The sequence below is a fragment of the Candidatus Dormiibacterota bacterium genome, from assembly GCA_035532835.1.
GTDB lineage: Bacteria > Vulcanimicrobiota > Vulcanimicrobiia > Vulcanimicrobiales > Vulcanimicrobiaceae > DAHUXY01.
The window spans coordinates 1-26,607 of sequence record DATKQG010000030.1; the positions used below are offsets into that span (position 1 = coordinate 1).

A 26,607-nucleotide genomic window follows, 5' to 3' on the forward strand; every position below is an offset into this window, starting at 1 on the left:
CGAAGTCCCCATCGTCTTCGATCCCGTGACCTGCGCGTACGACGTGCAGGCGACCTATGAGGATGGGAGCGTGGCCGTGAAGCGCAATGTCGATCTCTGCAGCGTTCGCCACATGAAGTTCGGACGATAGCGCACCACCCCGCGCATTCAGTTTTTGGGCCTGGGGCCGGTGTTTCGCTGGGCGGCGGTGTGGTAAACCGTGTCCGGGATTTCTCGGTGACCGAAGGCCAAGACTTCGATGCCTGAGTCGTAGGCACGCTTACGAAAGATCAGGCGCAGGTCGGAGACTGGGGAACGGCCCGAGGCAAATCTGCTCCTGCGCCACCCATCGAGCGCGTATGTTATCGGGGTCCCATGAACTGCGGGCGCACGCAACGCGAAGAGCAATTCTTTCGCCACGGCTAAAACCGCGCCGGCGAACTCGTTGTCGAGGGGAAATGCGCGCCGGAGGTTGGCCAAATCTTGCGCCACATAAGACTTTACGACCCATACGTTAGGGAGGCGTAGTGCCCGGTACAGCGCCTTTATCGCATGAGCGGGCGTGTTCGAATCGGTCGCTTCAGTCACCCCGGACGAGCGCCTGATACTCTCGATCGATATCGGCGATATCGTTCGCTGTCAGTTCAACGAACGTTGCGTCCGGCGCGCGGCTGGTGATGACCGCTCGCGCCGTTGCGTCCTCAAGATGTTCGATGCGTTCTTCAAGCTGTCGCACATAAGCCTCGATTTGCCGCCAGGATTCCGCGTCCACGACGACGCCTACAAGCTCGTTCCGTCGTCGTAAGCGGAGCCGATGAAATGTCCGAAGACGAGCGTCGAGGACATCCTCCTGACGTAATTCACTCAGCGTGATGTCGGCATCTAGGGCAAACCCATCCAAAACAGCCATTTTTCGCCCTCTTTCACGAATTAGTCTAGATAATAGGCTTTTAGTTGTCAATATAAAGTCTATTAAGAGCCTGTTGCAAATAATTGACTCAGCGGCGGGCGATCCCGCACTGAGACCTCAAGATGAAAGTCGTTTTCATTTTGGCGAGGGAGGGGATATAGTTGGGGTGCAACTGCCCTGGGAGGCCCCGGGGTTTTGCGGCCATCAGCAGTCCCTCAATCCATATAGAAGGTGGAAGACGTATTAATGTTAGCTCAGGTTGGAAAACCGGCCCCCGATTTTAAACTCGCGAGCACGAAAGATGCGACCGGCGCGAAGGATCTCGGCAAGGAGATCAAGCTCTCCGATTACCGCGGTAAATGGCTGATATTCTTCTTCTATCCGCTCGACTTCACGTTCGTGTGCCCGACCGAAATTACGGCGCTCTCGGACAAGTACGACGAGTTCAAAGAATTCGACGCCGAGATTCTCGGCGCGTCGGTTGACTCGGTGCACAGCCATTGGGCGTGGCTCTCGACGCCGCGCGAGAAGAACGGCATCCATGGCACCAAGTACCCGCTCGTGTCGGACTTCAATAAAGAGACCGCGCGTGCGTACGGCGTGCTCAACGAAGAGTCCGGCGCCGCGCAGCGTGGGCTGTTCATCATCGATCCCGAAGGCGTGCTGAAGTATGCGGTCGTGACCGCCGACAACGTCGGTCGCAGCGTTGAAGAGACGCTCCGCGTGTTGCAGGCGCTCCAGACCGGCGGGCTCTGCCCGGCCGAATGGAAGCCCGGCAAGGCGCTGCTGCAGAAGGCGTAACATGGCATTGCGGATGCGTAGCCCCCTCCCGACGTTCGAGGGGGCTACGGCCTGGGTGAACGGCGAACCGAGCGCGCAGGATCTGCGCGGGTTACCCGTCGTCGTTTCGTTCTGGTCGAAGAGTTGTTACATCTGTCACGAAACCGCGGAGCAGTTCGCGCAGTGGCGTGACAAATTCGCCGCGCATGGCGTCGCGTTCGTGGCCGTCCATCAGCCGCGTTCGGAGGACGAACTCAACGTTGACGAAGTCACCGCCGATGCGCTCGGTGAAATGAAGCTGACGCAGCCGTGCGCGATCGATAACGATCACGCGATCGTCGATCGATTCGAAAACCAGTTCGTGCCGGCGTTCTACGTCTTCAACCGCGCGCACGAACTCCGCCACTTTCAGGCCGGCGGCAAAGGTTTCGACCGCATCGAAGCCGCCATCCAGCGCGTCCTCGCAGAGACGGCCGAAGAAGAAGCGCTGAATTAGGGCCCGGCCAAGCAGGAAGTCCGACCGGCGCGGCTCGATAGGGTCGTAATGTCGAACGACGCTAAGGCCCGGGCCCCGCGTACGCCGGGCCCGAGCCCGGGACGGCGCCTGCAGGCCTTAGCGTACACGCTCGTCACGACGACGATCGTGTTGCTGCTCGCGCTCTTCGAGTGGGCGACGGAACGCTTTATCTCCCAGCATTCGCGCATCGCGAGCGTCGCGATCGAGATCGCGATCGTCCTCATCGCGGCGCTGGTCTTCCGCCCGATCCACCGCTGGATTGAGGCGCGCGTCGATGCCGCGTTCTACCATCGCAGGCGTATCGCGCTTGAGGCACTCAAGCGTTTCCGACACGAGTTAACGTCGTTCAGCGACGCCGGGCAACTGCTGCGCCGCGTGATCGAAGCGGTCGAGCATCATCTCGAAGCGCGCGGATGCGCCGTATATCTTCGGCGCGAGACGTTTCGCGCGGAACGCTCGTCGTTCGACGAGCCGGCAAGCGACGTCGGCCCGGGCGACCCGCTATTAGTTCGGCTGCTATCGAGCGGTGAACCCGCGCGGCCGGCGCTTCTAAAATCGGCGGCGCCCGGGACGCACGCATTCGCGATGACGGTGGCGGGCGACTTGGTTGGGTTTCTGGTGGTCGATTGCCGGCAAGGCGAGTACGACGATGAGGAGACGCAAATGCTCGGGGGGCTCGCGCAGGATCTGGGCCTCGCGCTCGTCGCGCTCGATCCGCTCCTTCGACGTACGGCGCCCCGCGCGACGAACATTCCGGCGAATCTACCACCGTTGATCGGCCGAAGCCGCGAGCTCGAAGAGCTTCGCGCCGCGCTCGCGCAGTCTCGATTGGTGACCATTACCGGGGCCGGTGGCGTTGGAAAGACGCGCATCGCCCTCCAGTGCGCGTCCGAAGCGCTCGGGAGCCACGAACACGGCGCATGGTTCGTCGATCTCGCGCCGATCGCCGATGCGAACCTGATCGCGGCGACGATCCTTTCGTCGTTGAACGCAGCCGGCGGTGAAGCCGGCGGCGAACTCGCGCGCCTGCTCGAATATCTGCGCGCGCGCGATGCCCTGATCGTGATCGATAACTGCGAACAGCTTCTCGCCGCGGCGTCCGATATCGTCGCGCAGATTCGCGCCAACTGCCCGAACGTCTCGCTGTTGGCGACGAGTCGCGAACTGCTCCATCTCGAGGGCGAGCACGTCTATCGGCTTGGCTCGCTGCGCCCGGAGGCGGCAGTCGAACTCTTTACGGCGCGCGCCGCCTCGGTGGTTCCGGAGTTCGACGCGTCCCCATACGTTGCGGAAATTCGTAGCATCTGCGAGCAACTCGACGGCATCCCGCTCGCGGTCGAACTCGCCGCCGTGCGCGTGCGCGCGCTTAGCGTCGCGGAGATCCTCGCCCGTCTGGACGAACGCTTTCGTCTGCTGACGTCGAGCGCGCGCACCGCGCTGCCGCGCCGGCAGACGCTCTGGGCTACGATCGAATGGAGCTACGATTTGCTCGCTGCCGAAGAGCAGTCGCTCTTCCAGCGGCTCTTCGCGTTTCGCGGGAGCTTCTCGCTCGCAGCGGCCGCGGCCGTCTGCACGCAGAACGGGCGCTGCGACGAGTACCACGTGCTGGACGTCTTAACGTCGCTCTCCGATAAATCGCTTCTGACCGTAGCGCGCGTGCCCGAGACGCGTTACCGTTTGCTCGAGACCATTCGAGAATTCGCAGGAGGAAAGGCCGCCGAACAGCAGGCGCGCGCGATCGTCTCGCACCAGCACGCCGCATACTTTGCAAGCCTCGCTTCGGCTGCCTATCACGAGTTCGATTCGCGTCTTCCGCCCGGCTGGCTGGAACGGCTCGCGCCCGACATCGATAACTTTCGCGCTGCGTTGCAGTGGACGCTCGAAGGCCCGGGCGATCGGCGAGTCGGCGCGCAACTCGCGGCGGAGTGCGGACCGATTTTTCTGCGTCTCGAGCATTTGGCCGAAGGCCTGCGCTGGTGCGAAGCCGCCCTCGGGGTCGATAGTCTGGAGCGCGCAACCGCCGGCCGCATCGAATACGTTGCCTCGATGCTGCAGAACAACCTCGGGCACGACCGGCTCGCTCTGGCGAGTGCGGAGCGTGCGGTAGCACATTACCGCGCATCTACCGACGTGCGCGGATCGATCCGCGCGCTCTCGCAAGTTGCACAGCAGTACGCGAAGGCGGGGCGTTTTGAGGATGCGATTGGCCCGGCCGATGAAGCGATCGATGCCGCACGCGCATTGAACGAACCCCGCGTGCTGATCGGCGTGCTCCGACGATGCGCCCGTTCGCTCCCTCCTTCCGAGATCGAGCGCGCGCGCGAACGTTACGCCGAGGCGATGGAAATCGCACGATCGGCCGACGACCGCGACGAACTCTGGCGGGTGCTCGATTGGTGGTCGGCGAGCGAGTTTTACGCCGGCTGCCACGAGCGCGCGATCGAATTAGCCGCCGCGGCGCTCAAATATGTCGAGGGCGACTCGCGGCTTTACATCGAGATCAATATCGCGCAGTATGCCCTCTCAGCCGGTCGTCTCGACGACGCGCGACCGCACGTATATCGGGCTGTGGAGCTAGCGCGCGACCTCCAACACCCCATCGTTCTCTCGATGGCGCTTGCGTACGCGTCTGCGTTCCATGCGGATGGCGATCCGCAGGGGGCGGCAGTTCTGCTGGGATATGCCACGGCACGCTTGCGCGAATTGGATGGGAGCGATGACGATGAGGCGTTCGCGACGGTGAGGAAAACCGTCGAGCGTGCGCTTGGCGATCGTCCCATCGGCGCGTTATTGGAGCGCGGCGGCCGCCTGCGCCTCGAAGAGGCGCTGGCGATCGTCGCATCGGGATCAGCAGGGGCTAATGACGCCGTTCAATGTGCGCATCTGGGTGGTGACGGTGTCGGTACACTGCTGGGTAAGTGAGTACGTGCCCGAATCACCCGAGCAGTTCGTAACGGCCGTATAGGAGCCGCTCAGCGCACCGGTGTTGGGATCGTAGGTGCCTGTGGTACTGAACGTGCACGTCGTTCCGCTTGCATAGTCGATGACCATCGTACCGCTGATGGCGTTTGTCGCGGCGATCGCAAGCGAAATCTGCGCGGTGACGGTCCCCCCGGTCTCGACGTCGGTGATCGTTCCGCCGGCCGTGGCATTATGTTGCGCGAGCGTTGCGGTAGCGGTACCGCTCCCGCGCTGCGCATCCTGCATCGTGCCCGAGTAATCGCCGGAGATATTCGCGGTAGACGCGATCGGCGCAACGGAATTCGTCGTGCCCGAATTGCACGCGGCCAGCGCGACCGTTACCGCCAACGATACAAACGTGCGGAAGTAGCCTCTACCCATTGCGTCCACCTCAACGATGCCGCGCGGCGGCATCTTCTACGAAAGTGTTTCGATTTGATACGGCAAGCGTTGGGCTGCGCCTGCGCTAGTTCGCGATGTTTTCGGCCCGCTTGGCGGCTCGTCATACGACGGATCGCTTTATACGTGTTAACGGTTCCATTGGGGGGTAAGCGCGTCTGTATCCACATCCACGCTTCGAACGGAGATTTCTATGCAACGAATAGCACGCTCCTTTACGCTTTTAGCTGCGATGGCGCTGTTGCTGGGGTTGGGCGTGGCGCGCGTCACCGCACAACCGGAGCCGACTCCCACGTCAACTCCCACGCCATGCGTGAGCGCATCGCCGGGATCTACCGATGATGCGTGTCCATCGCCATCCCCTAGCGAATCACCCTGAGCCATAAGACCTAGGACTAAAAGGGCGCGCGTGCCGCGCCGCTAAGTTGCGGCGCGTGCACGCGTCACTTCGAATCGGCGCACCGCTGATTCGTTAGGTGAAACGAAGCTGAGGCAGCCGTGCGCGATCGACAGCGACCACACGATCGTCGATCGGTTCGAGAACCGGTTTGCGCGGGTCCGCTTTTTTATGGAGAGGATTCCCCAAAAGAAACCGTTGTTTACATCCCGCGGCCACGGCGATGTCCCGGACAAGACGAATACCCTCAGACGCTGCCCATGGGCGAGAGGTTAGCGCGCGACCCGCCGCAAAGGTGCGGCTAATGCGTGCAACCATGCGGCTCGCGGTCTTTTGCGGGCCTTCCCTTCCGCCGTGCGACCGTATAGAACACGAGCGCGTTGACTACCTTCTGCCGGCATCGCGGGGCGACGTGGAACGCGCGGCGCGCGAATACGACGCAATTCTTCTTATCGATGGCGTTTTTCATCACGACCTGGCGCCGTCCCCCAAAGAATGTTATCGCGCCGCGCAGCATGTTCGAATGAGCGGTGCATCGAGCATGGGGGCGTTACGCGCTGCGGAATGTTGGCCCTACGGCCTTTTACCGCTCGGCATCATCGCGAGGTGGTATATGCGAGAGGTAATCGACGGCGACGACGAAGTTGCTGTGCTTACACATCCACAAACCAACGCCGCCGTCACGGTCCCGTCCGTTAATGTCCGATACGTGGCCGAACTCGCACGGCGCCGCAAGATACTTTCGCGAAACGAAGCTATTACGCTAGTCGCCGATTCACGCGCTGTGTTCTATATGGATCGCTCGTGGGATGATGTGATCGATGCTACGCCTCTGCACGCGCGCGAGGCTGTTGAGAGAATCGCTAAGAATGAAGGCGATCTTAAGCGCTGGGATGCTCGCTTTGCGCTTCGTCGGGCGATGCGGAACATCGGCTTACCCGCATTGCTTCATCAAGAAGGCTTAGGATGACAGCTTTTACGTTCCTGTTACAGAACGCTGGGCCTGCTTCAGGGAGCCGCTGGCGGATGGTGTCATGCTCAATTGCCAGTACGGGGAGAGGCGTATGAAGCCGACCGGAATGTGGGACCGTGAGGTCCCTCTCGAGGATACTCTAGCTCTAGTCCCAATGCTGCGTGAGCGATTTGGAATCACGCGGGTTGGCGATACCACGTGGCTCGATCGCACTGGCATTCCGACGTTCTGTGCAGTGGTGCCGGCAACCGAAGATTTAATCACTGTATACAACGGCAAAGGAACGACGCGCGAAGCTGCGCTCGTTGGCGCAGTCATGGAAGCGGTCGAGCGTCAGATGGGAGCAGCTCCCGGTCTGCCGACGTTTAAGGAATCGATCGCTCGAGTTTGCACTTTTATCGACCTCGACATGCTGAGCTTACGCGAAGAGGCACGCGATCTAGTCGTCGATTGTGTCGAGGGCCTCGATCTCTTAAGCGGTGATCGAATTCCCGTTCCCCTCGCGATGGTGCAGTGCCCGTGGTTTGGTGAAAAGCTGTTCCGTTTTACCGATACGAACGGCCTCGCATCCGGAAATACCTTCGATGAGGCTGTCTACCACGCCTTAAGTGAGCTCATTGAACGGCACGTGTGGTCGATGTACCACGCAAAATGCCACCTTGTGCCCCGCTTTTTCATGGGACCAACGGCCACGGACCTACCTCTAGCAGCCGAGATTGAGTTCCCCACTGGGAATGCGGGGATCGACAAGCTGTCCGCGCGCATCGCTGAGGTTGGGTTAAGCTTGAGGGCCTTTTGGCTTGATGAGCCCGGATTGCCGGCAACGATTATTGCATCGGTTTCCGAAGTTGATGCCACCCCGCCGATGGCCCACATGGGGCTCGGGTGCTCGCTCTCTCCGGCGCACGCGCTATCTCGCGCGATCACCGAGTGCATTCAGAGCCGAGTCGTCGACATTCAAGCCGCCCGCGAGGATATTTTGCGGCCAGATGATCCGGTCGGCCAAACCGGTGAATATGCGCGCCGCCTCGTCGAGCTTCCGCGCGGGTGCTGGTATCACGACCTTCCTGCATCGTCCGTCCGGCTCCAACAGATTCCCGATTTAAGCACGTCGGAAGTGGGTGCCGATGTGAAACAGCTCTTGCGGGCGCTCCGGAGGATGGGCTGCACACGCGTGATCGTCATCGATATTTCCCCGAAGGATGCTCCAGTAGCAGTAGTGCGAATGATCGTCCCTGAGATCGAGACCCTAGCGGTGAACGGAAGAATCGGGCCCCGGATTATGGAACTCTTCGATCCATTCCATGTAAGCGAGAGTTGGAATGCTTCCGGGGGGGGGCCTAATTCATGATCGGGTATACCGAAAAACGGCGACCGTCGTTGGTGACTTGAGTCGGTATTTGCTTGGTGATTTCGAATCCACGTCTCGTAACAACTCAATGGAGGGTTCATGAAGGACTGTCAGCGTAATGCTATCTTGGCAAAGTCGTACCGTGCGATCGGTGGTTCGCAAGAGGTGCTTTTGGAGTGGGCGCGCCTACCCAAGGACGATGCAGCGGTGGTTGGCGGCTTCCTTCAGAAAGCAGCCGGACTGACTGGCGCACTTTCGGCCGACGATTTGCGCGCAATGTCATCTTTGGTACAGACCGATCTAAAGTCGCGGGTCGAAGCCGTCAATTCGCAGGACGACGTAGCGAATCACGTGGGCGGATTTACAATGATGCAGCAGCGGTAACGTTTTTCAAGAGGCCGCGCTGCAGGGGTAACCTTTTTCGATCCCCGGGGAAATGGCTTCCTTGTTGCCACCTCCTTCTCGGCGTTAGGAAAGCTTGTATCAAAAGACTGCATCGGTCGCCTCGTGAAGATTCTCCTAGTTACCGGTGCTGTTTGCTTGTGTACAGGGAACCTCTGCATTGGCGGGAAAGTTTCGTAAATTGACCGATTCGGAAAGGGACGATATGAACGAGACACAACTAAGAGCCGCGGCGGCTGATTCTGTTGGTGCGCTTAAATCTCGGGACACCCTTGTCGAATGGTCCCGATTGCCGAGGTCTGACAGCGCCGCTATGGGGGCGTTTTTTCAAAAGATCATCGGAAGAGACGCCACGCTCTCACCCGCTGAAATTGCTGCTATGTCGGCACTTATTCGAGATGGCCTGCACGCGAGGATCGAGAAGGTTCGGCAGCAGGATTCGATGATTAACCACGTCGGGACTCTTACGATGATGCAACAAGCGTGTTGACATTATGAATGATGTTCAACGACAAGCCGTTGCGGCTGGCTTTATTCACGCCTTAGGACAATCGAGTGATACGCTCGCGCGATGGTCGGCGATAGCCAAGAACGATCACGTTGTCGTCGGGGCATTTATTCAGGAGACGCTTGGTCTCGCGGAACCCCCGTCGGCCGATGACTTGAGTTCGATGTCATCGCACGTGCAAAGAAACTTGCAACCTCAGGTCAGCGCGATACAAGAACAAAATGAAGATGTGGTGAACCACGTTGGATCATTTATGATGATGCAGCAGGGCTAACGGTCTTCATATACCAGGACGCCAGCTGCGTCCGCGAACCGACGTTTACCTTAGCAAAGAGATTCGCTAGGTGTGCCTCGATTGTTCTTTCGCTCAGAAATAGGCGTTCGGCGATCTCTCTATTCGTGATTCCCTCCGACACGAGCGATGCGACCTCTAGCTCGCGGCGAGTCGGCTTCTTTGCTATTATGCCCAGGTGTTGCTTTTCCGGAGTCGTCGCCGCGTCGTAAAACAACGCGTGCCAATCACCGGTGGCCAGTCGTTCAAAAAGCGGTGCCCCAAGTTCGGCGAATCGCGAAGCGCACGCCTCGATGCCGGGGTCAGCGGCTCGTTTCGCCAATAGCGCTGACGCCACGCTAGCTGCAAAGTCTCGTTGAACGACATTCCATGCACCAGCGTCGTCCCCAAAAACCGACGGTTTCGTCATCAGCGCAAGCGCCGCTACGTCTCCAGCGCGATGCGCGGCGACCACCAGGACTATGGGGAAGAATACTATCCATGGATTAACCGGCTTCTCTAAGTGCCGAAGCATTTGCGCGATGAGGGCTCGCGCTGCAGACCCATCGCGTTTCGCGGTCGAAGCACACCAGGCCGCGACCAGCGGCAACCTTGTTGATTCCTGATTGCGCACAAATTCATGCACGGCCTCACGGGACAGGATTTCATCGGGGCGCACGATCTGCTGGCCCAGCAGGACATTGCTTGTGAGGACAATCCCATTCACGGTCCGTTGCACGTATTGATCGGTATAGCGAATGCGCGCCGATTCAGCCAGGTCTGCGACATATTCGCCGTCGCCTTTGGCTAACGCGACGAGCATGCGAAGAGTATCGCAGAAGTCCTCCCTCATACGCGGGTCATCTTTTGTACCGAACCTTCGCTCGATGCCCGCAGGCCCGGAATGCGAGAAGGTAATGATGCGCGATGAAATGGCATACATCGCATGCGCAGGAGCGAATTCCTTGAAGTCCTCTCTTGCTAACTCCAAAAGACGCTGGGCCTCCTCAAATTCGCCGCATCGCGATTTTAACAACGCTGCAGATATTGATAGCCGTAGTCGCACGACCGGATTTAGGAACTTGCCGCCCTCTGCGGCAAGTTGCCTAATGTGCTCAAATCGGGCCGTATCTCGATCGCACATAGCGACAAATGCCTCAAACCCGATCAGTTGCGAGCGGTCGGCCGGCGTGGAAAGAACCTTTTCGTAATGCCGATGCGCTGATTCGGCGGCCTTGCGATCTCCCGAAACCCATAGAGCAAGTAAAAGTGATCCCACCAGCGGACCAACGCCGTCTATGTCGTGTTCCTTTTCGGCGCGCGATAATGCCTCTCCGAGCGTACGTATATTCTGGGCGAGGTTCCCTGTATAGTTATAGGCCATGGTTAGGCGAGTAAAAAAATGGATACTTTCTCTGGGCTCCGGTTGACCAATTAAAAGGGCGCGCTCCAGCGCAGCGACCACAAGGCCGAATGCGTACACACGTTCCGCCGCCCCGGAAAGCCTCATCAAGATGGAGCGCTCAAGGATGCGATCGCCACATAATTTAGCTTGCTCGGCCATTCGTTCGAAATCTTCAAGGCTTGGATTCGACAAATTGCCCAGCGCATCGATAATGCGGCGGCGGAAGGGGATTTCGATCGGGATGGTCTCCCGGATAGCTTGCGCAATTGCTGCGTGCGCGAATTGAAGGCTCTCTCCATGCTGCACGAGATATCGGCCCGAGGCGCGTTCGATGAGTCGTAATAATGTCCGCTCTTCGGGCCAGAGCTGCTGAAGAATTGACAGCTCGATAGGCTCGGCGATGAGCGCGCAGAGCTGCAGAAACTCGCGCACGTCTTTGGTCAACAGCCCGACATCTTGAGCGACCATGCCGCGCATGCTTGCGGCGACATCTTCCGATTTTGTTGCATGACATTCGCGTGCCATGTTTGCGAGCGCAACGAGATCCACCGCGCGCCCGCCGGCATGTTCAACAATGGAGGTGATAACGGTATCTGGAGCGTCGGGCAAATATGCGCGTGCAAGTTGTGCGCTGGCTTGTGGAGTGAGTTCGCCAAGCGCGACCTGTACGTCGCGCGATTCAAACGGCGATACATCCAGTTCGTCCGGTCGCAGCGTCGAGAGCAGCACGACGCTGCGATTGGCGAGCGCGCGTAGTGTCCGTTCGATCAGCGAGCGGCTCTCCGCGTCGCCCCATTGCACGTCGTCGATGGAGAGCAACACGGAATGGTCGAGCGTCACGCCTTCGAGCAAGCGTAGGAACAGCTCCTCATTCGATTGCGCGCCTCCGGCCTCGGACGCGTCGATCTCCGCGCGCAGCCCGGCGGTATAGCGGTCCGCCTGCTCCCCTAGCGCGGCGATCGTCGCGGTGATGAGCCGGCGTACCAGCAGGTACGGCAGACCCGATTGAATGCGATGGCATACCACGGCGGCGATCAGCCAGCCGCTTTCGGCCGCGTGCGCTTCGACGGCTTGCGCAAGGGCGGTTTTCCCCACGCCGGATGGCCCCACGATCTCGAGCGCGCGGGCCAAGCCCTCCTTACGCGAGGCTGCGACAACAGAGACGATCGTTCGAAGCTCGGCTTCGCGTCCTACAAAAGCGCCCACGATGCTCACGCTCCTGGGAGCGGTTGAGCATTTCCTCCCGCGGAAATAGGGGTTTCCCCGGACGCTTCGGTCGGGCGCCTCTGGTAGGCTTGGGTCAAATGGAGGTATTAGAGATGCTCGCACGCATGGAATCCGAGGAAACGGCTCCGATGAGCCGATCGCACGCCGACCAGCTGCGGTCGTCCGTCCCCTACTGCTTCATTCTCGATGACACCTATCACGTGGTGATGGCAGGCCCATCCACGGTCGGCGACCCGCTCGCCTCCTTATACGGGATGGACTCTCAGCCGGACATACTTCCGGGCCCGATCGATCGAGTCGTCCGTGCGCTTACGGCCACTTGGCGCACGATGCAGCCGAGCCGCAGCGCATCAGCCTGCGTGAGCGATCTCAATGTGACCGTAGCCCCGCTTCACGGCCATACCGGCCGACGCATCGCCGTCTTCGTACAGCGGAGCGCCGACTAGCAGTAGGCGATCTCTGCCCAGTTTCATAAGCGAATCGATCGAGCCGGCGGACGACGGCTACGCCACACCGGCCATCTGAGGCAAGCCTCCTACTTGACAGGCTCGATGACCGTCCGCTGGGTCCTCTTATGACGCCGTTATACGCCACTGAGGCGATAGTTAGTTTTCCTCGACTCTCCTTCTCGCACAAACACGCCCTTCTCCACGAGATCCGAAAGGTCGCGATTCGCCGTATCGTGCGAGACGCTCGTCATCCGGGCATATCGCTCCGCATTTAACCTGCCATCAAAACCGTCGAGCAGCCGCTTCACGATTTTGCGCTGCCGCTCGTTCATCGCGATGTCCGCGAACGTCGCGAAGAACGTCGTCGTCCGCAGCACGTCGTTGACAATGCCAATCGTCGCCTCGGCTGCGCGCGCATAGCAATCCAGAAACCACGCGACCCACTGCGTAATATCAAACGACTCGTAGCCCGCTCGTTCTAACGCCTCGTAGTACGCTTTTTGGTCGATCAAGATTTGACGCGAGAGGCTGCAGTAGCGATTTTCCGGCCCCTGCGCTCGAGATAGCATGAGGTCCGCGAGCGCGCGCCCGATGCGACCGTTTCCATCTTCGAACGGGTGAATCAGCAAGAACCACAAATGCACGATCGCCGCACGAATCACCCCATGCTCGCCGGTGTCGGTTTCGACGTAGTCAATCAGGCGCTTCATATCGCCCGGTACCTGCGACGCGGGCGGCGCCGCATAGTGAATCGTCGGCTCACGCCCCGCACCACGGTTCGTCTGCACGGTCATGGGGCCGCCGCCATCGTCACGATAACGACCGATGTTCCGCAGCGCACGACGGCCGCGCACGATCGGGAACAACATCTCGTGCCAGTCGAACAATCGTTGCTCCGTCACCGGCCGCTCGTATTTGAGCGCGTCCATCGTTATATCAATCACGCCCTCGGTATGATCGTCTGCTCGCCTCACGCCGCCGTCGGCGAGCGACAAGCGCCGCACGATGGAACCGCGCACGGCTTCCGGGTCGAGCTTTTCTCCTTCGATTGCCGACGTGTCCACCACGTCCGCCACAAGTGCGCGGATCTCCGATTCGCCCTTGTCGGCTACGTTCGCATGCATAAGAAGCCCGGAAAGCGTTCCGAACCGCACGAGGGCGTTGCCAAGCGGGCCGATGAGTTGGTCGGCCTGATACGTGAAGGCCGGCCAGGGGTCTAGCTCCCAAAGATAGGTTCTACGCATAATGTGCGTATTATTGTAGCGCTTCCTACGCGCGAACGTCAATAATGCACGCATATAATGCGTACAAACCGGGCCCGTTTCTACGCATCGGCTGCCGATCGAGGCCCACGGCCGGCTTGACTCCGTTTCCCGACCTTCCGATTGCCCCAGGCTTTGCGATAGGCGGGGCAGGCGAAATCGGGAGCCAGCTTTATGCGGCGGCGACTCTTGAGCGGGTATTTCTTGAGGTCTTCTCATACCGCGCCTACGCTGGGAAAGTGTCTACGAGGACGGCTTCGCGACGCCGGCATTCGGTCTCGCCGTGCAAGGATTGAAAAGCTCGAATCCGCCCGGCGGCCTGCAGACGGCCGTATTCCATGCGCGGGGGCTCGCGAAGAACTACATCATGGGCGAGGTTGTCGTGCACGCGTTGCACGATGTCGATCTCGACTTATTCGAACGAGAACTCGTCGTCATCCTCGGGCCGTCCGGAAGCGGTAAGTCGACGCTCCTCAATATCCTCGGCGGCTTGGACGTACCGACATCGGGCGACGTCGTCTTTCGCGATCATCATCTGACCGGCGCCTCCGCGAACGAGCTCACCAGATTTCGGCGCGAGCACGTCGGCTTCGTATTCCAATTCTACAATCTCATCCCGAGCCTTACGGCCCGCGAAAATGTCGCGCTCGTAACCGATATCGCCTCGGCACCCGCCGACCCGGTCGAAATGCTTGCGCTCGTCGGCCTGCGGGATCGCGCCGACCACTTTCCGAGCCAGCTCTCAGGGGGCGAGCAGCAACGCGTGGCGATCGCGCGCGCGATCGCGAAGCGGCCGGATGTGCTGCTCTGCGATGAGCCGACCGGCGCCCTGGATGCCGCCACGGGGCGTGTGGTCTTGGAAGCACTTGCCGGCGCGAACCGCGAGTTCGGGACCACGACCGTGATCATTACGCACAATGCGGCTATTGCCGCGATGGCAGACCGGGTCGTAACCATGGGCAGCGGTACGATTTCCTCCATCGCGACCAACCAAAAGCGGCGAAGCGCCGCGGAGATCGAGTGGTGATGTCGAGCTTGAATCGCAAGCTTCTCCGCGATCTCGTTCTGTGGAAGGGACAGATCGTCGCGATCGCCGCCATCACGGCGTGCGGCATTATGGCGTTCGTCACGATGCAGAGTAATTACGATGCCATGTACGACGCGCAGGCGTCGTACTACCGCGATTTCCGATTTGCGGACCTGTTCGCGAGTGTTACGCGAGCACCCAACGCGGTGGCCGCGCGGATCGCGGCACTCCCATACGTCCAGCGAGTCCAAACGCGCGTCGTGCAGGACGTTATTGCCGATATCCCCGGCCGTCAAGATGTGGCGACCTTACGGCTCATCGGCATTCCGGACGGCTCGCAACCGGCGCTAAACCGCCTGTTCGTACGCAGCGGGAGATTGCCGTCGGCGCGGTCGCGCGACGAGGCCGTGGTGAGCGAAGCGTTCTCCCAGGCCAATCATCTCGGCCCCGGCTCGGTCGTGAGGATCGTTGTGAACGGCAGGCGTCAGACTCTGCGGATTGTCGGCGTCGCCCTGTCACCCGAATACGTTTACGAACTGCGCGGTGGTGCCGACATCTGGCCGGACAGCCGCCACTTCGGCATCGTGTGGATGAACGATACGGCCCTGGCCGCGGCATTCGACATGACGGACGCATTCAACAACGTGACGGTGAGCGTCTCTCCGGGCGGCAATCAGGCGGCGATCATCGAGCGCATCGATGCCATTCTCGGGCCTTTCGGCTCGCTCGGTGCATACGGCAGGGCGGACCAGTCCTCGGATCGCTTCGTGAGCAGCGAACTGCGCGAACTACGCGCGCAGGCGATCGCCATTCCGCTGATTTTCTTGGGCGTAGCGACCTTCTTGGTAAACGCTGCGCTCTCACGCCTGGTTATAACGCAACGCGAACAAATCGCGATTCTCAAGGCGTTCGGCTACGGAAACGCGACGCTTGCCCTGCATTACATCGGGTCGGCCGTCGTATGCGTCGGAAGCGGATCGGTCGTGGGCGTACTCGCAGGTTTGTGGGCCGGTTTTCGTTTGGCACTGATCTATACGAATTTCTTTCGCTTTCCCGCAGTCGTTTTCCAGGCCCGTCCGGGCCTGATCGTTCTTGCCGTTGTGATTAGCCTGGCTGCCGGCGTTCTGGGCGCGCTGTGGGCGGTTCGATCTGTCGTGCGGCTACCGCCCGCCGAAGCTATGCGTCCGCGGGCACCGGCGGTCTTCAAAGCCACGTTATTGGAACGCGCCGGTTTAGCGAAATTTTTACCGGCAACCGTGAGAATGATCGTACGCACGATCGAGCGTACGCCGCTCGGATCGCTGCTGACTGCGATCGCGATAGCTTTCGCGGTTGCGATCTTGCTTGTCGGGCGATCGACGATGGATTCCGTCAATCGAATGATGGACGTACAATTCCGTCATGTGAGCCGGGAGGACGCGATGCTTACCTTCGTACGCCCTCTTAGCGCCGCCGCCCGGCTCAATGTCGCGGCAATGCCCGGTGTGCTCGAAGTCGAGCCATTTCGAGCGGTGTTCGCGCGCGTTTCAAACGGCCATCGTTCGCGGCGGTTAGCCATCATCGGGCTACCGCCGGTGCCGTCCTTGCATCGGATCATCGATCGGAACATGCATGAAATACGGCCTCCCGTGCGCGGTCTTCTGATGACGCAGGCCCTGGCGCAAATCCTCGGAGTGGCTCCGGGATCGATGGTTACCGTTGCCGTTCTCGAGGGGCGCCGTCCCGTCGTTCCGCTTCGGGTACAGTATGTTGCCGACGAGATGATCGGGCTGAACGTCTATATGGGGATATCCGAACTCAACCGAATATTGCACGAGGACGGCACAATTTCGGGAGCTTATGTGAAACTCGATCCGGCGCGCGAAGCCGCATTTGACGCGGCGGTCAAAGCCACACCGATGATTTCGGGCGTTTCATATCGCAAGGCGGCTCTGGATGAGTTCACGCGCACCTTTGCTGAATCCATCGGGATTTCGGTGACGTTCATTCTAGGCTTTGCGTTCGTGATCGCCGCAGGCGTGGTGTATAATTCCGGGCGCGTTGCGCTTTCGGAGCGGACCCGGGAGCTTTGCACGTTGCGGATATTAGGATATGGGTTCGGCGATACGGCGCTGATGCTGGTGGGCGAACAAGCGATCTTGACGGCGATTGCCATCCCGCTCGGGTTCGTATTGGGACACGTCCTCAATCGTGCCCTCCAACCGATGTACGAGTCGGATTACTATCGGATTCAGATCGTCGTATCGAGCGAAACCTATCTACTTTCTGCGGGATTCGTCGTGCTGGCGGCCGCGGTTTCTGCAGCTTTGCTGGCGCTTCAACTGCGCAAACTGGATCTAGTGGCTGCGTTAAAGGCTGGTGAATGAGCGTGCGCCCTTATGCCCGTGCGATACTGTGGGCCCTAGTACTGTTGCTCGTCGCCGGCGCTATCGCGTTCGTGTTGCGGCCGCGCCCGATTCCCGTGGAAACGGCCGTGGTTGCACAGCGGCGCATCGAAACCGCGGTCGAAGCGGAAGCCAAGACGAGGCTTCGCGATCGATTTGTGGTGTCGGCGCAAGTTCCGGGGCGCCTCTCCCGCATAACCTACGAGGAAGGCGACCGCGTCGTGACCGGGCAGAAGCTTGGCTCGATCGATCCGCTGCCCTACAACGCTTCCATCGAATCGGCGCTTGAAAAGCTGCGGGAGCTCCAAGCTCAACGCGCCGGCGTCGAAACGCTCCGTCCTAAGGACGAAACGCTCGCGCAGGCGCGCGCTCGCACGGCTTCATCGGTGGCCCTCGCCTTATCGGCGCACGCACGCGTCCTAGCCGCTCAGTCGGCGCTCGAACAGGCCGATCGGGAGGCGCGCCGGCAGACCGCGCTGGAGGCGCAAGGTTACGCATCCAAGCTCGCTCGAGAGCAAGCGCAACTGGCAGAGACTACGCGCCGCCGCGAACTGCAGATGGCAAAGACCGACGCCGCGGCTGCCGAAGCGCAAGTGACGATGGATCGCGCGGCGCTCGATGAGCTCACCAAGAAGGTGCGCGATCCGGATTACTTGCGAACCGTGTACGACGCGCAAATGAATGCCATTCGTGCACAACTGCGGACGCTCGAGGACCAGTCATCTCGGACCGCGATCGTCGCGCCCGTCTCCGGCGAAATTATGCGGGTGCTCCAAAAGAGCGAAGCCTACGTCGCTGCGGGTGCGCCGCTCGTGGAAATCGGAAACCGAAATACGCTGGAAATAGTCGCCGACGTGCTCTCTCAAGATGCCGTCGGCATTCATGTCGGCGACACGATGGAGGTACTGCGCGGTGCCGGGAACGATCATCCGCGCGGCAAGGTGCGCCGGATCGAGCCATCCGGCTATACCAAAGTCTCGGCGCTAGGTATCGAAGAGCAGCGAGTCAACGTCATCGCCGATTTTGCGCAGCGACCGCCCTCCCTTGGGGATGCCTATCGCCTCGAGGTACGCATTGTGACCTGGAGCGGGGACGTCGTATCGGTTCCCGTCCCGGCGCTCGTGCGTTGCGCGGAGGATTGGTGCGCGTTCGTCGTGCGCGGCAATAAGGTCCATCGTACGACGTTGAAAATCGGCCGCATGGGCGACGGCGATGCGCAGGTCCTCGCAGGGCTGCAAAGCGGCGACACGGTCGTAGTGCGCCCATCGGAGACGCTCAAAGAGGGAGATGCCGTTTCGCTGCTAAGCCCTTAGAACCCCGACGGCGAAGATTCCTCGCGCGCATCCCCAGGCCATCGGTTGGCCCAAGCATCGCCGTGACGCCGAGGTGTTCGGTCGAGTGTGATGCTTACCGCGGTCGATGACGACGTCGTACTTGTAGGTCGTCCCGTCGATTCGGATGCTTCCGAACGAGAAATCTTCAATTTTCATAGCGATCTCCGCTATCATCGTAGCACTGGGAGGGTCGCATGGTCGATATCACCACGCTCCAGCAGCTCGTGGAGCAGCTCGCGACCTATGGCGCGAATGCCGCCGTCGTTTTCGTGGACCAAGCGGCGATCGACGAGGTTTCGTTCGCGCAACTCGGGGAGCGAGCGCAGCACGTCTGCGTAGACCTTCACCAACAGGGCATCAAGCCAGGCGAGCCGGTAGGCATCTTCGCTCCGAATAGCAGCGCTTGGATTGCAACCTGTCTCGGCATTCTGAAGGCGGGGGGCGCAGTGATGCCGATCGAGGCAAAACAAGGTGAACCGGAATGTGAAAAACTTCTCGCCCGAACTCAATGCCGGTTGCTCTATGCCGAAGGCGACAAGAGACGATCGATCCTTTCTTTGCGAGTGCTCCGAGAGTCATACGCATCGATGCCTGCGTCCGAAGACACCGCGCTACTTCTGCACACGTCGGGGACCACGGGAGTACCGAAGTCGGTCCCGCTCACGCATGCAAACGTCTTATACAATATCAGGGCGATGAGCGAGATTCTTCAACTCGGCCCGCATGATCGGGCGCTCCTCCCGTTGCCGCTTCACCACGCCTATCCCCTCGTGGTCGGACTTCTCTTGCCGCTCTGCTGCGGCGCATCGGTCGTTCTTCCGAGCGGAATCACCGGTCCCGAGCTTTCGCGCACATTGCGAGTCGGCGGCGCGAATTGGCTGATCGGCGTGCCGCGATTGTACGAAGCACTCTCGAGTGCGGTCGAGCAGAACGTAAAAGAGCGAGGAGCATTTGCAGCCGCAGTGTTCGATCGACTGATTGGCATCTCGACCGCGCTTGCGCAGCGGGGCCGCCCCACTTTCGGCCGCATGGTATTCGGCGCCGTCCGTCGGAGCATTGCACCTGGCTTGCAGCGACTCGCATCGGGTGGCGCGGCACTCGCTGAAACAACCGAACGCATGGTGATCGGTCTTGGCTATGAAGTGCTCGCCGGCTATGGTTTGACCGAAACGTCTCCAATCGTTTCCTTCAATCGCCCGGGTCATGCACGGATCGGCAGCGCCGGTCAGGCACTGCCCGAGGTTGACGTGCGGCTACGCGGCCTGGACGCACATGGTATCGGCGAAATCGAAGTGCGCGGCCCGAGCGTCTTTGCGGGCTACCGCTCCGATCCGGAAGCAACCCGCGAGGCATTTACCGCAGACCGTTGGTTTCGCACTCGCGATCTGGGCCGTATCGATGCCCAAGGATATCTTTACCTTCATGGCCGTGCGACGGAGACGCTGGTGCTGGCCGGTGGTGAGAAACTCGATCCCGAAAGTGTCGAAGCCGGCTACAAGAACGCGATGGTCGATGAAATCGCAGTGCTTATCGATGACGGCAAGCTGGTCGCGCTGGCCGTACCATCGCTCATTGCCCGCTCGTATCCGGATGTGCAATCGCGTGAAGCCGCAATTCGCGCGGCGCTGTCAACGTGCGCGAACGAGCTGCGACGATATATGCAGTTGACCGGTTTTGCGCTTATCGAAGCGCCGCTGCCTCGCACGGAGCTTGGGAAGCTACGGCGCCATCTGTTACCCTCTCTCTATCGCACGGCTCGGCAGGGACGTGGGACCGCAATCATTCAGCTCTCGCCGAGCGATCGCGCATTGCTCGAGCGGCCAATCGCCGGGCGAATGTGGAGCTGGTTACAGGCCCACTTTCCACAGCAGCACTTGTCGCTCGACATGAGTCCGCAACTCGATCTTGGTGTCGATTCGCTCGGCTGGGCCACACTCACAATGCAGATCGAGCAGGCACTCGGAATCACCCTCGATGAACGCGCCTTAGAACAAGTCAAAACGCTCCGCGACCTTGTCGCCCTGGCTGCGGCGAAGCCCATTGCAAAGAGCATCGCATCGTCGTCGGCTTGGCTCGCGCCACCAAATGTTTTCGCGCGTGTGGTGTATCGTGCCGGTCACGCGATCAATCGCGCGCTCATTCGTTCGTTTTTCCCGCTTACGGTGGAAGGCCTTGAGCACGTGCCGGAGCGAGGCCCATACGTTTTGTGTGTGAATCACGCGAGTTTGCTCGATGCGCCCGTCCTTACCGCAGCGCTTCCTTGGTACGCGCTGCGGGAACTCTATTTTGCGGGCTCCGTCGAGGCCATGTTCTCGGCCCCTTGGAAGCGGCTTTTTAGCCGCTGCGCACACGTTTTTCCCGCTGACCCGGCGCACGGGGCTCGCGAAGGTCTTGCGCTCAGTGAGGCCGTGCTGCGGCGCGGGCAGGTGTTGGCATGGTTTCCGGAAGGCTGGCTCTCGAGCGACGGGACGTTGCAGCCGTTCTTGCCGGGGATCGGCTCGCTGATGCTTCATGTCGCCGCTCCGATCGTTCCGGTGTATATCGATGGCACATTTGATTCCCTTCCGGCGGGGCGCCGGCTTCCGCGGCGCCATTCACTGACGGTGCGGTTCGGCGAACCGCTTGCTCCACAGCGCTGGGCTGCGCTCTCCGCTCGGGAAGATGCGGCAGAGTCGATTGCCCTAGCCGTCAAGGAAGCAGTCGGCGACCTTCGCTAAGCGCGATTCGCCGTGTGTGGGCACGTCGCGAATATGCACGTCGTTCTCTTCCGATCGAATTGCGGCGGGAAGCAGCACACGCACCGTCGGCATGCTGCCATGCGAAATGTGCTGGAAACTGGAAATATGAAGAGCCGATCACGGCTTCTTCCCAACATCGCTCGTTCCGGCGGACTAGACTTGGAGCACGATGCCCGGATCGCAGGTGCAGAACAGCGTAATCGGCGGTGCGTTGCGCACGGCCATACAGCAGCACGTCTGGGAGACGAAGTACCGGTACCGCAACGGCGGCCACGGCGATCGGACGATCGAGGATAGCTGGCGCCGGATCGCTTCGGCACTGAGCGCCGTTGAACGGCGCGATCGCGACGCCTGGGAGCAACGCTTTTACGGGATACTGCGGGAGTTCAAGTTTCTGCCCGGCGGCCGCATTCAAGCCGGCGCCGGCACGGCCCGCAAGGTGACGCTCTGCAATTGCTTCGTGATGGGTACGATCGAGGACTCGATGGAGGGCATCTTCCGCGCGCTGCGCGAGGGAGCGATGACGATGCAGCAAGGCGGCGGTGTCGGATACGACTTCTCGACCTTGCGGCCGCGCGGTGCCAAGGCTTCCGGCGTCGGCGCGATCGCGTCGGGTCCGGTTTCGTTCATGGGCGTATGGGATGCCATGTGCGAGACGATCCTTTCGACGGGAGCGCGCCGCGGAGCGATGATCGGCACGCTGCGTTGCGACCATCCGGACGTCGAGGAGTTCATCACGGCGAAAGGGCGGCCGGGTGCACTCCGGCATTTCAACCTCTCCGTCCTGATCACCGACGCGTTCATGGCTGCGATGCGCAGCGACGCCGAATGGCCGCTCGTCTTCCCCGACACGACGCACGCCGGAGGGCGCGTCTACCGGCGCGTACGTGCGCGCGAACTCTGGGAGAAGATCTTGCGCGCGAACTACGATCATGCCGAACCGGGTCTGCTCTTTGTCGACCGGATCAATCGTCTCAACAATCTTTGGTACTGTGAGCGCATTAGTGCGACCAATCCCTGCGGCGAGATTCCACTCCCTCCTTACGGTGCGTGTGATCTTGGCTCGTTGAACCTCACGCAGTTCGTGCGCGATCCCTTCACACCTCAGGCTCGGCTGGATGAAAGCGGTCTGATGGCGACGGCCGAGGTCGCGACGCGTTTTCTCGACGACGCGATCGACGCGTCGCGCTTCCCGCTTCCGAAACAAGAGCGGTCCGCGCATTCGTCGCGCCGCATCGGCTTGGGCATCACGGGCCTTGGCGACGCGCTGCTCATGCTCGGATTGCACTATGCGAGCGAAGCGGCGCGCTCGTTTGCGGCAAACGTGATGCAATGCGTCTGTCTCACGGCTTATAGAACCTCGGTCGCACTGGCACGCGAGAAAGGCGCCTTTCCCGCCTTCGAACCGGAGAAGTATCTCGAAGGTCAGTTCGTCGCGGCGCTGCCCCACGAGTTGCGCGTCGCGATACGCAACGATGGCATTCGCAACAGCCATCTTGTGGCGATCGCTCCCGCTGGGACGATCAGCCTCCTGGCCGGCAACATCTCAAGCGGTCTCGAACCACTCCTCGCCGCGAACGTCGCGCGCAAATTACTCAATCAAGACGGCACGACCACCAGCTTCGAGCTGGAAGACTATGCGATCGGCCGGTGGCGAGAGCGTATGCATCCAACCGACGCCCTTCCGCCGGCGTTCGTCTGCGCGGACGAGATCGCGCCGTTCGACCAGATCGCGATGCAGGCCGCATTGCAGTCGTACGTCGACAACTCGATCTCCAAGACGATTACCGTCCCCGAAGGCTTTTCCTTCGCCGCATTTAGAGACGTGTACGACGCAGCCTATGATATGGGCCTGAAGGGTTGCACGACCTTCCGCCCCAACGCGACGACCGGCGCGGTGGTGACGGCACTCGAAGAGCCCGACTGAGGGATCGGCTCATGGCGCGCAAAACCGTCGCATTCAAAGTTCTCGCACGTGTCTTCGCGCGGCTCGAGCTGCTCTCGTCGAGCACGGCGATGATCGATACGTTGGCTCGCTTTCTCCCCAAACTCGCGCCCGAAGAAGCCAAAGTTGCCGCCTATCTGCTCTCGGGGACGCTCGGGCCGAGCTTCTCGGCGCCCCAATTCGGAATGGCGGAAAAGATGATCGCGCGCGCGATTGCACAGGCATTCGGCGTTCCGCTGACGCGCGTAACGAGCATGGCCATCAAAGCCGGCGACCTCGGCGCGGTCGCGGAGAAGCTCGCGACCGGACGCGGCAAAGGGTTCTCGATCCTCGGCGTCTTCGAGCTGCTGATGAAAATTGCGCGGACCTCGGGCGCGGGTGCGCAAGCATCCAAGATCCAGCAGCTCGCTACGCTGCTGACGAGCACGAGCGACGTCGAAGCGAAGTACGTCGTGCGAACGGTCACCGGCACGCATCGTGTCGGCGCTGCGGAGATGACGTTTCTCCATGCGCTCTCTCGCAGCGCGGGAGGTACAAAAGCCGACAAAGACTACCTCGAGCAGGCGTATAACGTGCTCTCCGATCTGGGTGAAGTCGCTTTTCGCGTCGCGCGCGACGGATTGAAGTCGCTGCGGCGCGTGCGGCCGAAGCCGGGTGTTCCGGTACGGATGATGCTCTGTTCGCGAGTCGAGGACCTCGACGAGGTGCCGCTGCACCTCAAGGGCGAGATGTTCGCCGAGTACAAGTACGACGGCGAGCGCGCGCAGATCCACAAACAAAGCAACGGTGAGATCCGCGTCTTCTCGCGGCGCCTCGACGATATCACGTACCAATACCCGGAAGTGATCGAACACCTTCGCAAGCATTTGAAGGCCCGGCAGGCGGTCATCGACGGCGAGGTCGTAGCCATCGACCGTAAGACCGGGCTGCTTATGCCGTTCCAAGTCGTCATGCAGCGTAAGCGTAAGCTCAAGATCGAGCATTACCGAAAGGAAGTGCCGGTCGCGTTCTTCGCTTTCGACATCCTCTACCTCAACGGCAAGAGCTTGCTCGCGACTCCGTTAGCCCAGCGTAAAGGCTTGTTGCAAAGGCACTTGATCGCCGACCGAACCGCCGGCCTCGGCGCCTTCATACGCACCGACGACATGAACGAGATCGAGAGATATTTCCATTCCGCGATCGCGCGCGGCGCCGAGGGCGTCGTTATCAAAGGTGCGACGAGCCCGTACCAAGCCGGTCACCGTGGCTGGTACTGGATCAAGTTCAAGAAAGATTACACAAAAGAGCTTGCCGATACGTTCGACGTGGTCGTTGTAGGTGCACTCTACGGCAAGGGCTCGCGCGCCGGAAGCTACGGCTCGCTTCTCGTTGCCGCATTCGATCCGCGTACGAACAAGTACTATTCGTTTACGAAGGTCGGTTCGGGAATCACCGATCGCCTTCTGCGGTCGTTACCCAAGTTGCTCAAGCCGCACGTCATTCCGAAAAAGCACCGCCTGGTCGTGACCAATATGGAGATGGACGTCTGGTTTGAGCCAGTGAACGTGATCGAGATCAAGGGAGCCGACCTCACCGCAAGTCCGGTGCATACCGTAGCGCACGATAAGCTGAAGACCGGCGGTCTTGCGCTGCGCTTCCCACGCCTGGTGAAACTTCGCGACGACAAGACTGCCGAAGAGGCGACGACTGTACGGGAGATATGGAAGATGTACCGAGACCACCTTCGACTTGCACGAGGAGCCAAAGGCCGATGAGTAGGCGCAGACGGTTTTCCAATCAAGAGATCTCCCGCATGCTCAATGAGATATCGATACTCTACGAGATGCAAGGGGTGGAGTTCAAACCGCGCGCGTACGAGCGCGCCGCACACGGCGTCGAATCGTTCGGCGAGAGCGTGCAAGACACGTTTCGCGAGCACGGCGTCAAGGCAATCGACGCTATTCCGGGCGTCGGCGCCGGCATCGCCGAGCACCTTGCGGAGCTCTTCACGACCGGGCATTTCACGAAATACGAGACGTTCAAGAAACGCGTCCCGGTCGATATTGCCGGATTGACGGCCATTCAAGGCGTGGGTCCACAGACGGTGCAGACCCTGTGGAAAAAGCTCCGCATCAAGAACGTCAACGATCTCGAAAAGGCAGCGCGGGCCGGCAAGATTGCGGCGCTGCCGCACTTTGGCACGCGCACCGAGGCCAAGATTCTCAAGAGCATCGACTTCATGCGCAAGAGCGGCCAACGGCTCATTCTCGGTTTTGTGATGGCCGATATCGAACGGCTGCGCCATCTGATCGAGCGGATCCCGGGCGTCGATCGCATCGCAGTCGCCGGTTCGTTCCGGCGCTGGAAGGAGACGATCGGCGATATCGACGTCCTCATCATCTCCTCGAAGCCGGAGGCAGTGATGGCCAAGATCGTCGCGCTTCCGCTCGTCGCGCACGTCTATGGAACGGGGCCGACCAAGACCAATCTTCGCTTGAAGTCGGGCATCGACGTCGACGTGCGGGTCGTTGCGGCGAAATCGTGGGGCGCGGCGCTGGCCTACTTCACTGGTTCGCAACCGCACAACATCGCACTGCGAACCATCGCGCAGAAGCACAAGTGGAAGCTAAGCGAGTACGGTCTCTTTAGGGGAATGACGATGCTCGCGGGGCATACCGAAGCCGAGATCTATGAACGCCTGGGGTTGGAATATATCGAGCCGGAGCTGCGTGAGGTGACCGGCGAGCTCGACGCGGCAAAGAAGGGCAGGCTTCCGAAGCTCATCGGGTACGGCGATCTCCGCGGCGATTTGCAAGTGCAGACCAATTCGAGCGACGGCAACGCGTCGATCGAAAAGATGGCCGACGCTGCGGAAGCAGCCGGGCTCGATTACATCGCCATCACCGACCACACCAAATCACTCGCAATGACGAACGGCCTCGACGAGAAGCGTCTCCTCGCACAGATAGAAACGATCGCCCGGATCAACAAGCGGCGCAAGGCCGCAGGAAAGAAGCTTACGATTCTCTCGGGCGCCGAAGTCAATATCAACCAAGACGGCACGCTCGACATCCTCGACGAGGTGCTCGCGAAACTCGATCTGGTCGGCGTCGCGATCCACAGTCACTTCGAGCTACCGCGGCGCGAGCAGACCAAACGCCTTATTCGCGCCATGGAGAATCCCAACGTCGACGTCGTCTTCCATCCGACGTGCCGGCTACTCAATCAACGGCCGGAGATCGAGCTCAATATCGACGAGATCGTCGCAGCGGCCAAACGTACCGGTACGATTCTGGAGATCGACGCGTATCCCGACCGGCTCGATTTGCGCGACGAATACATCCGAAAATGTGTCGAAGCAGGGGTCCCGATGTCGATCGACTCCGACGCACACGCACCCGAGCATTTT

At 60.7% G+C, this 26,607-nt stretch carries 20 protein-coding genes; 16 read left to right on the plus strand and 4 right to left on the minus strand.

The features are described 5' to 3' along the window. Positions 1 to 559: 559 nt before the first annotated feature. Positions 560 to 715: a hypothetical protein gene (locus tag VMW12_04020; protein HUZ48895.1), complete on the minus strand. Its 156-nt coding sequence runs from the start codon at positions 713 to 715 to the stop codon at positions 560 to 562. Between the two features lie 420 nt (positions 716 to 1,135). Between VMW12_04020 and VMW12_04025 the strand changes: the two genes are divergently transcribed. From VMW12_04025 to VMW12_04035, 3 genes are read left to right on the plus strand one after another with little or no spacing between them, the layout of a single operon-like run. Then, positions 1,136 to 1,690: a peroxiredoxin gene (locus VMW12_04025; GenBank protein HUZ48896.1), complete on the plus strand. Its 555-nt coding sequence runs from the start codon at positions 1,136 to 1,138 to the stop codon at positions 1,688 to 1,690. A gap of 13 nt (positions 1,691 to 1,703) precedes the next feature. Continuing rightward, entirely contained in the window at positions 1,704 to 2,165 is a 462-nt protein-coding gene (locus VMW12_04030; protein ID HUZ48897.1) for a redoxin domain-containing protein, read from the plus strand. 48 nt (positions 2,166 to 2,213) lie between these two features. Further along, entirely contained in the window at positions 2,214 to 5,108 is a 2,895-nt protein-coding gene (locus tag VMW12_04035) for an NB-ARC domain-containing protein (protein ID HUZ48898.1), read from the plus strand. Here the strand turns inward: VMW12_04035 and VMW12_04040 are convergent. Then, a complete protein-coding gene (locus tag VMW12_04040) occupies positions 5,034 to 5,561 on the minus strand; it encodes a hypothetical protein (protein ID HUZ48899.1) in 528 nt (175 codons plus the stop codon). The genes VMW12_04035 and VMW12_04040 overlap by 75 nt on opposite strands. Before the next feature lie 698 nt (positions 5,562 to 6,259). Between VMW12_04040 and VMW12_04045 the strand changes: the two genes are divergently transcribed. From VMW12_04045 to VMW12_04065, 5 genes are all read left to right on the plus strand, one after another. Beyond that, entirely contained in the window at positions 6,260 to 6,913 is a 654-nt protein-coding gene (locus tag VMW12_04045; GenBank protein HUZ48900.1) for a TfuA-like protein, read from the plus strand. Positions 6,914 to 7,007: 94 nt separating this feature from the next. Next, positions 7,008 to 8,267 (plus strand): YcaO-like family protein, encoded by a 1,260-nt coding sequence (locus tag VMW12_04050; protein ID HUZ48901.1) that lies wholly within the window; start codon positions 7,008 to 7,010, stop codon positions 8,265 to 8,267. A gap of 99 nt (positions 8,268 to 8,366) precedes the next feature. Then, positions 8,367 to 8,651 carry a hypothetical protein gene (locus VMW12_04055; GenBank protein HUZ48902.1) on the plus strand — a complete coding sequence of 95 codons (285 nt, stop codon included), beginning with the start codon at positions 8,367 to 8,369 and terminating at the stop codon, positions 8,649 to 8,651. Positions 8,652 to 8,874: 223 nt separating this feature from the next. Beyond that, on the plus strand, positions 8,875 to 9,159 hold the full coding sequence (locus VMW12_04060; protein ID HUZ48903.1) for a hypothetical protein: 285 nt from the start codon (positions 8,875 to 8,877) through the stop codon (positions 9,157 to 9,159). A gap of 4 nt (positions 9,160 to 9,163) precedes the next feature. Beyond that, entirely contained in the window at positions 9,164 to 9,451 is a 288-nt protein-coding gene (locus VMW12_04065; GenBank protein HUZ48904.1) for a hypothetical protein, read from the plus strand. Here VMW12_04065 and VMW12_04070 read toward each other — a convergent pair. Next, positions 9,429 to 12,059: an AAA family ATPase gene (locus tag VMW12_04070; protein HUZ48905.1), complete on the minus strand. Its 2,631-nt coding sequence runs from the start codon at positions 12,057 to 12,059 to the stop codon at positions 9,429 to 9,431. The genes VMW12_04065 and VMW12_04070 overlap by 23 nt on opposite strands. 149 nt (positions 12,060 to 12,208) lie before the next feature. On the opposite strand from VMW12_04070, the gene VMW12_04075 reads away from it, so the two are divergent. Further along, positions 12,209 to 12,526 carry a hypothetical protein gene (locus VMW12_04075; protein ID HUZ48906.1) on the plus strand — a complete coding sequence of 106 codons (318 nt, stop codon included), beginning with the start codon at positions 12,209 to 12,211 and terminating at the stop codon, positions 12,524 to 12,526. A gap of 137 nt (positions 12,527 to 12,663) precedes the next feature. On the opposite strand, the gene VMW12_04080 is transcribed toward VMW12_04075, so the two are convergent. Beyond that, positions 12,664 to 14,010, minus strand: coding sequence for a Fic family protein (locus tag VMW12_04080; GenBank protein HUZ48907.1), 1,347 nt, complete (start codon positions 14,008 to 14,010; stop codon positions 12,664 to 12,666). A gap of 64 nt (positions 14,011 to 14,074) precedes the next feature. On the opposite strand from VMW12_04080, the gene VMW12_04085 reads away from it, so the two are divergent. The 7 genes from VMW12_04085 to polX form a co-directional block, all read left to right on the plus strand. After that, complete coding sequence (locus VMW12_04085; protein HUZ48908.1) at positions 14,075 to 14,818, plus strand: ABC transporter ATP-binding protein; 744 nt, start codon at positions 14,075 to 14,077, stop codon at positions 14,816 to 14,818. A gap of 8 nt (positions 14,819 to 14,826) precedes the next feature. Next, the gene (locus VMW12_04090) at positions 14,827 to 17,184 is read left to right on the plus strand and encodes an ABC transporter permease (GenBank protein HUZ48909.1); all 2,358 of its coding nucleotides are present in this window, start codon (positions 14,827 to 14,829) and stop codon (positions 17,182 to 17,184) included. After that, a complete protein-coding gene (locus tag VMW12_04095) occupies positions 17,181 to 18,515 on the plus strand; it encodes an HlyD family efflux transporter periplasmic adaptor subunit (GenBank protein ID HUZ48910.1) in 1,335 nt (444 codons plus the stop codon). The genes VMW12_04090 and VMW12_04095 overlap by 4 nt, the downstream gene beginning before the upstream one ends. 215 nt (positions 18,516 to 18,730) lie before the next feature. Next, entirely contained in the window at positions 18,731 to 21,253 is a 2,523-nt protein-coding gene (locus tag VMW12_04100; protein ID HUZ48911.1) for an AMP-binding protein, read from the plus strand. Positions 21,254 to 21,443: 190 nt separating this feature from the next. Next, positions 21,444 to 23,201 carry an adenosylcobalamin-dependent ribonucleoside-diphosphate reductase gene (locus VMW12_04105; GenBank protein HUZ48912.1) on the plus strand — a complete coding sequence of 586 codons (1,758 nt, stop codon included), beginning with the start codon at positions 21,444 to 21,446 and terminating at the stop codon, positions 23,199 to 23,201. 11 nt (positions 23,202 to 23,212) lie between these two features. Continuing rightward, positions 23,213 to 24,973, plus strand: coding sequence for an ATP-dependent DNA ligase (locus tag VMW12_04110; GenBank protein HUZ48913.1), 1,761 nt, complete (start codon positions 23,213 to 23,215; stop codon positions 24,971 to 24,973). Next, the coding region (gene polX / locus VMW12_04115) for a DNA polymerase/3'-5' exonuclease PolX (protein ID HUZ48914.1) at positions 24,970 to 26,607 on the plus strand (1,638 nt) is incomplete at its 3' end. The genes VMW12_04110 and polX, both read left to right, overlap by 4 nt.

Bases quoted from the DNA above. Each gene is read 5' to 3' on its own strand.
- VMW12_04025 (HUZ48896.1), top strand. From the start codon at position 1,136: ATGTTAGCTCAGGTTGGAAAACCGGCCCCCGATTTTAAACTCGCGAGC.
- VMW12_04030 (HUZ48897.1), top strand. From the start codon at position 1,704: ATGCGTAGCCCCCTCCCGACGTTCGAGGGGGCTACGGCCTGGGTGAAC.
- VMW12_04035 (HUZ48898.1), top strand. From the start codon at position 2,214: ATGTCGAACGACGCTAAGGCCCGGGCCCCGCGTACGCCGGGCCCGAGC.
- VMW12_04040 (HUZ48899.1), bottom strand. From the start codon at position 5,561: ATGCCGCCGCGCGGCATCGTTGAGGTGGACGCAATGGGTAGAGGCTAC.
- VMW12_04045 (HUZ48900.1), top strand. From the start codon at position 6,260: ATGCGGCTCGCGGTCTTTTGCGGGCCTTCCCTTCCGCCGTGCGACCGT.
- VMW12_04050 (HUZ48901.1), top strand. From the start codon at position 7,008: ATGAAGCCGACCGGAATGTGGGACCGTGAGGTCCCTCTCGAGGATACT.
- VMW12_04055 (HUZ48902.1), top strand. From the start codon at position 8,367: ATGAAGGACTGTCAGCGTAATGCTATCTTGGCAAAGTCGTACCGTGCG.
- VMW12_04060 (HUZ48903.1), top strand. From the start codon at position 8,875: ATGAACGAGACACAACTAAGAGCCGCGGCGGCTGATTCTGTTGGTGCG.
- VMW12_04065 (HUZ48904.1), top strand. From the start codon at position 9,164: ATGAATGATGTTCAACGACAAGCCGTTGCGGCTGGCTTTATTCACGCC.
- VMW12_04075 (HUZ48906.1), top strand. From the start codon at position 12,209: ATGAGCCGATCGCACGCCGACCAGCTGCGGTCGTCCGTCCCCTACTGC.
- VMW12_04080 (HUZ48907.1), bottom strand. From the start codon at position 14,010: ATGAGAAGACCTCAAGAAATACCCGCTCAAGAGTCGCCGCCGCATAAA.
- VMW12_04095 (HUZ48910.1), top strand. From the start codon at position 17,181: ATGAGCGTGCGCCCTTATGCCCGTGCGATACTGTGGGCCCTAGTACTG.
- VMW12_04100 (HUZ48911.1), top strand. From the start codon at position 18,731: ATGGTCGATATCACCACGCTCCAGCAGCTCGTGGAGCAGCTCGCGACC.
- VMW12_04105 (HUZ48912.1), top strand. From the start codon at position 21,444: ATGCCCGGATCGCAGGTGCAGAACAGCGTAATCGGCGGTGCGTTGCGC.
- VMW12_04110 (HUZ48913.1), top strand. From the start codon at position 23,213: ATGGCGCGCAAAACCGTCGCATTCAAAGTTCTCGCACGTGTCTTCGCG.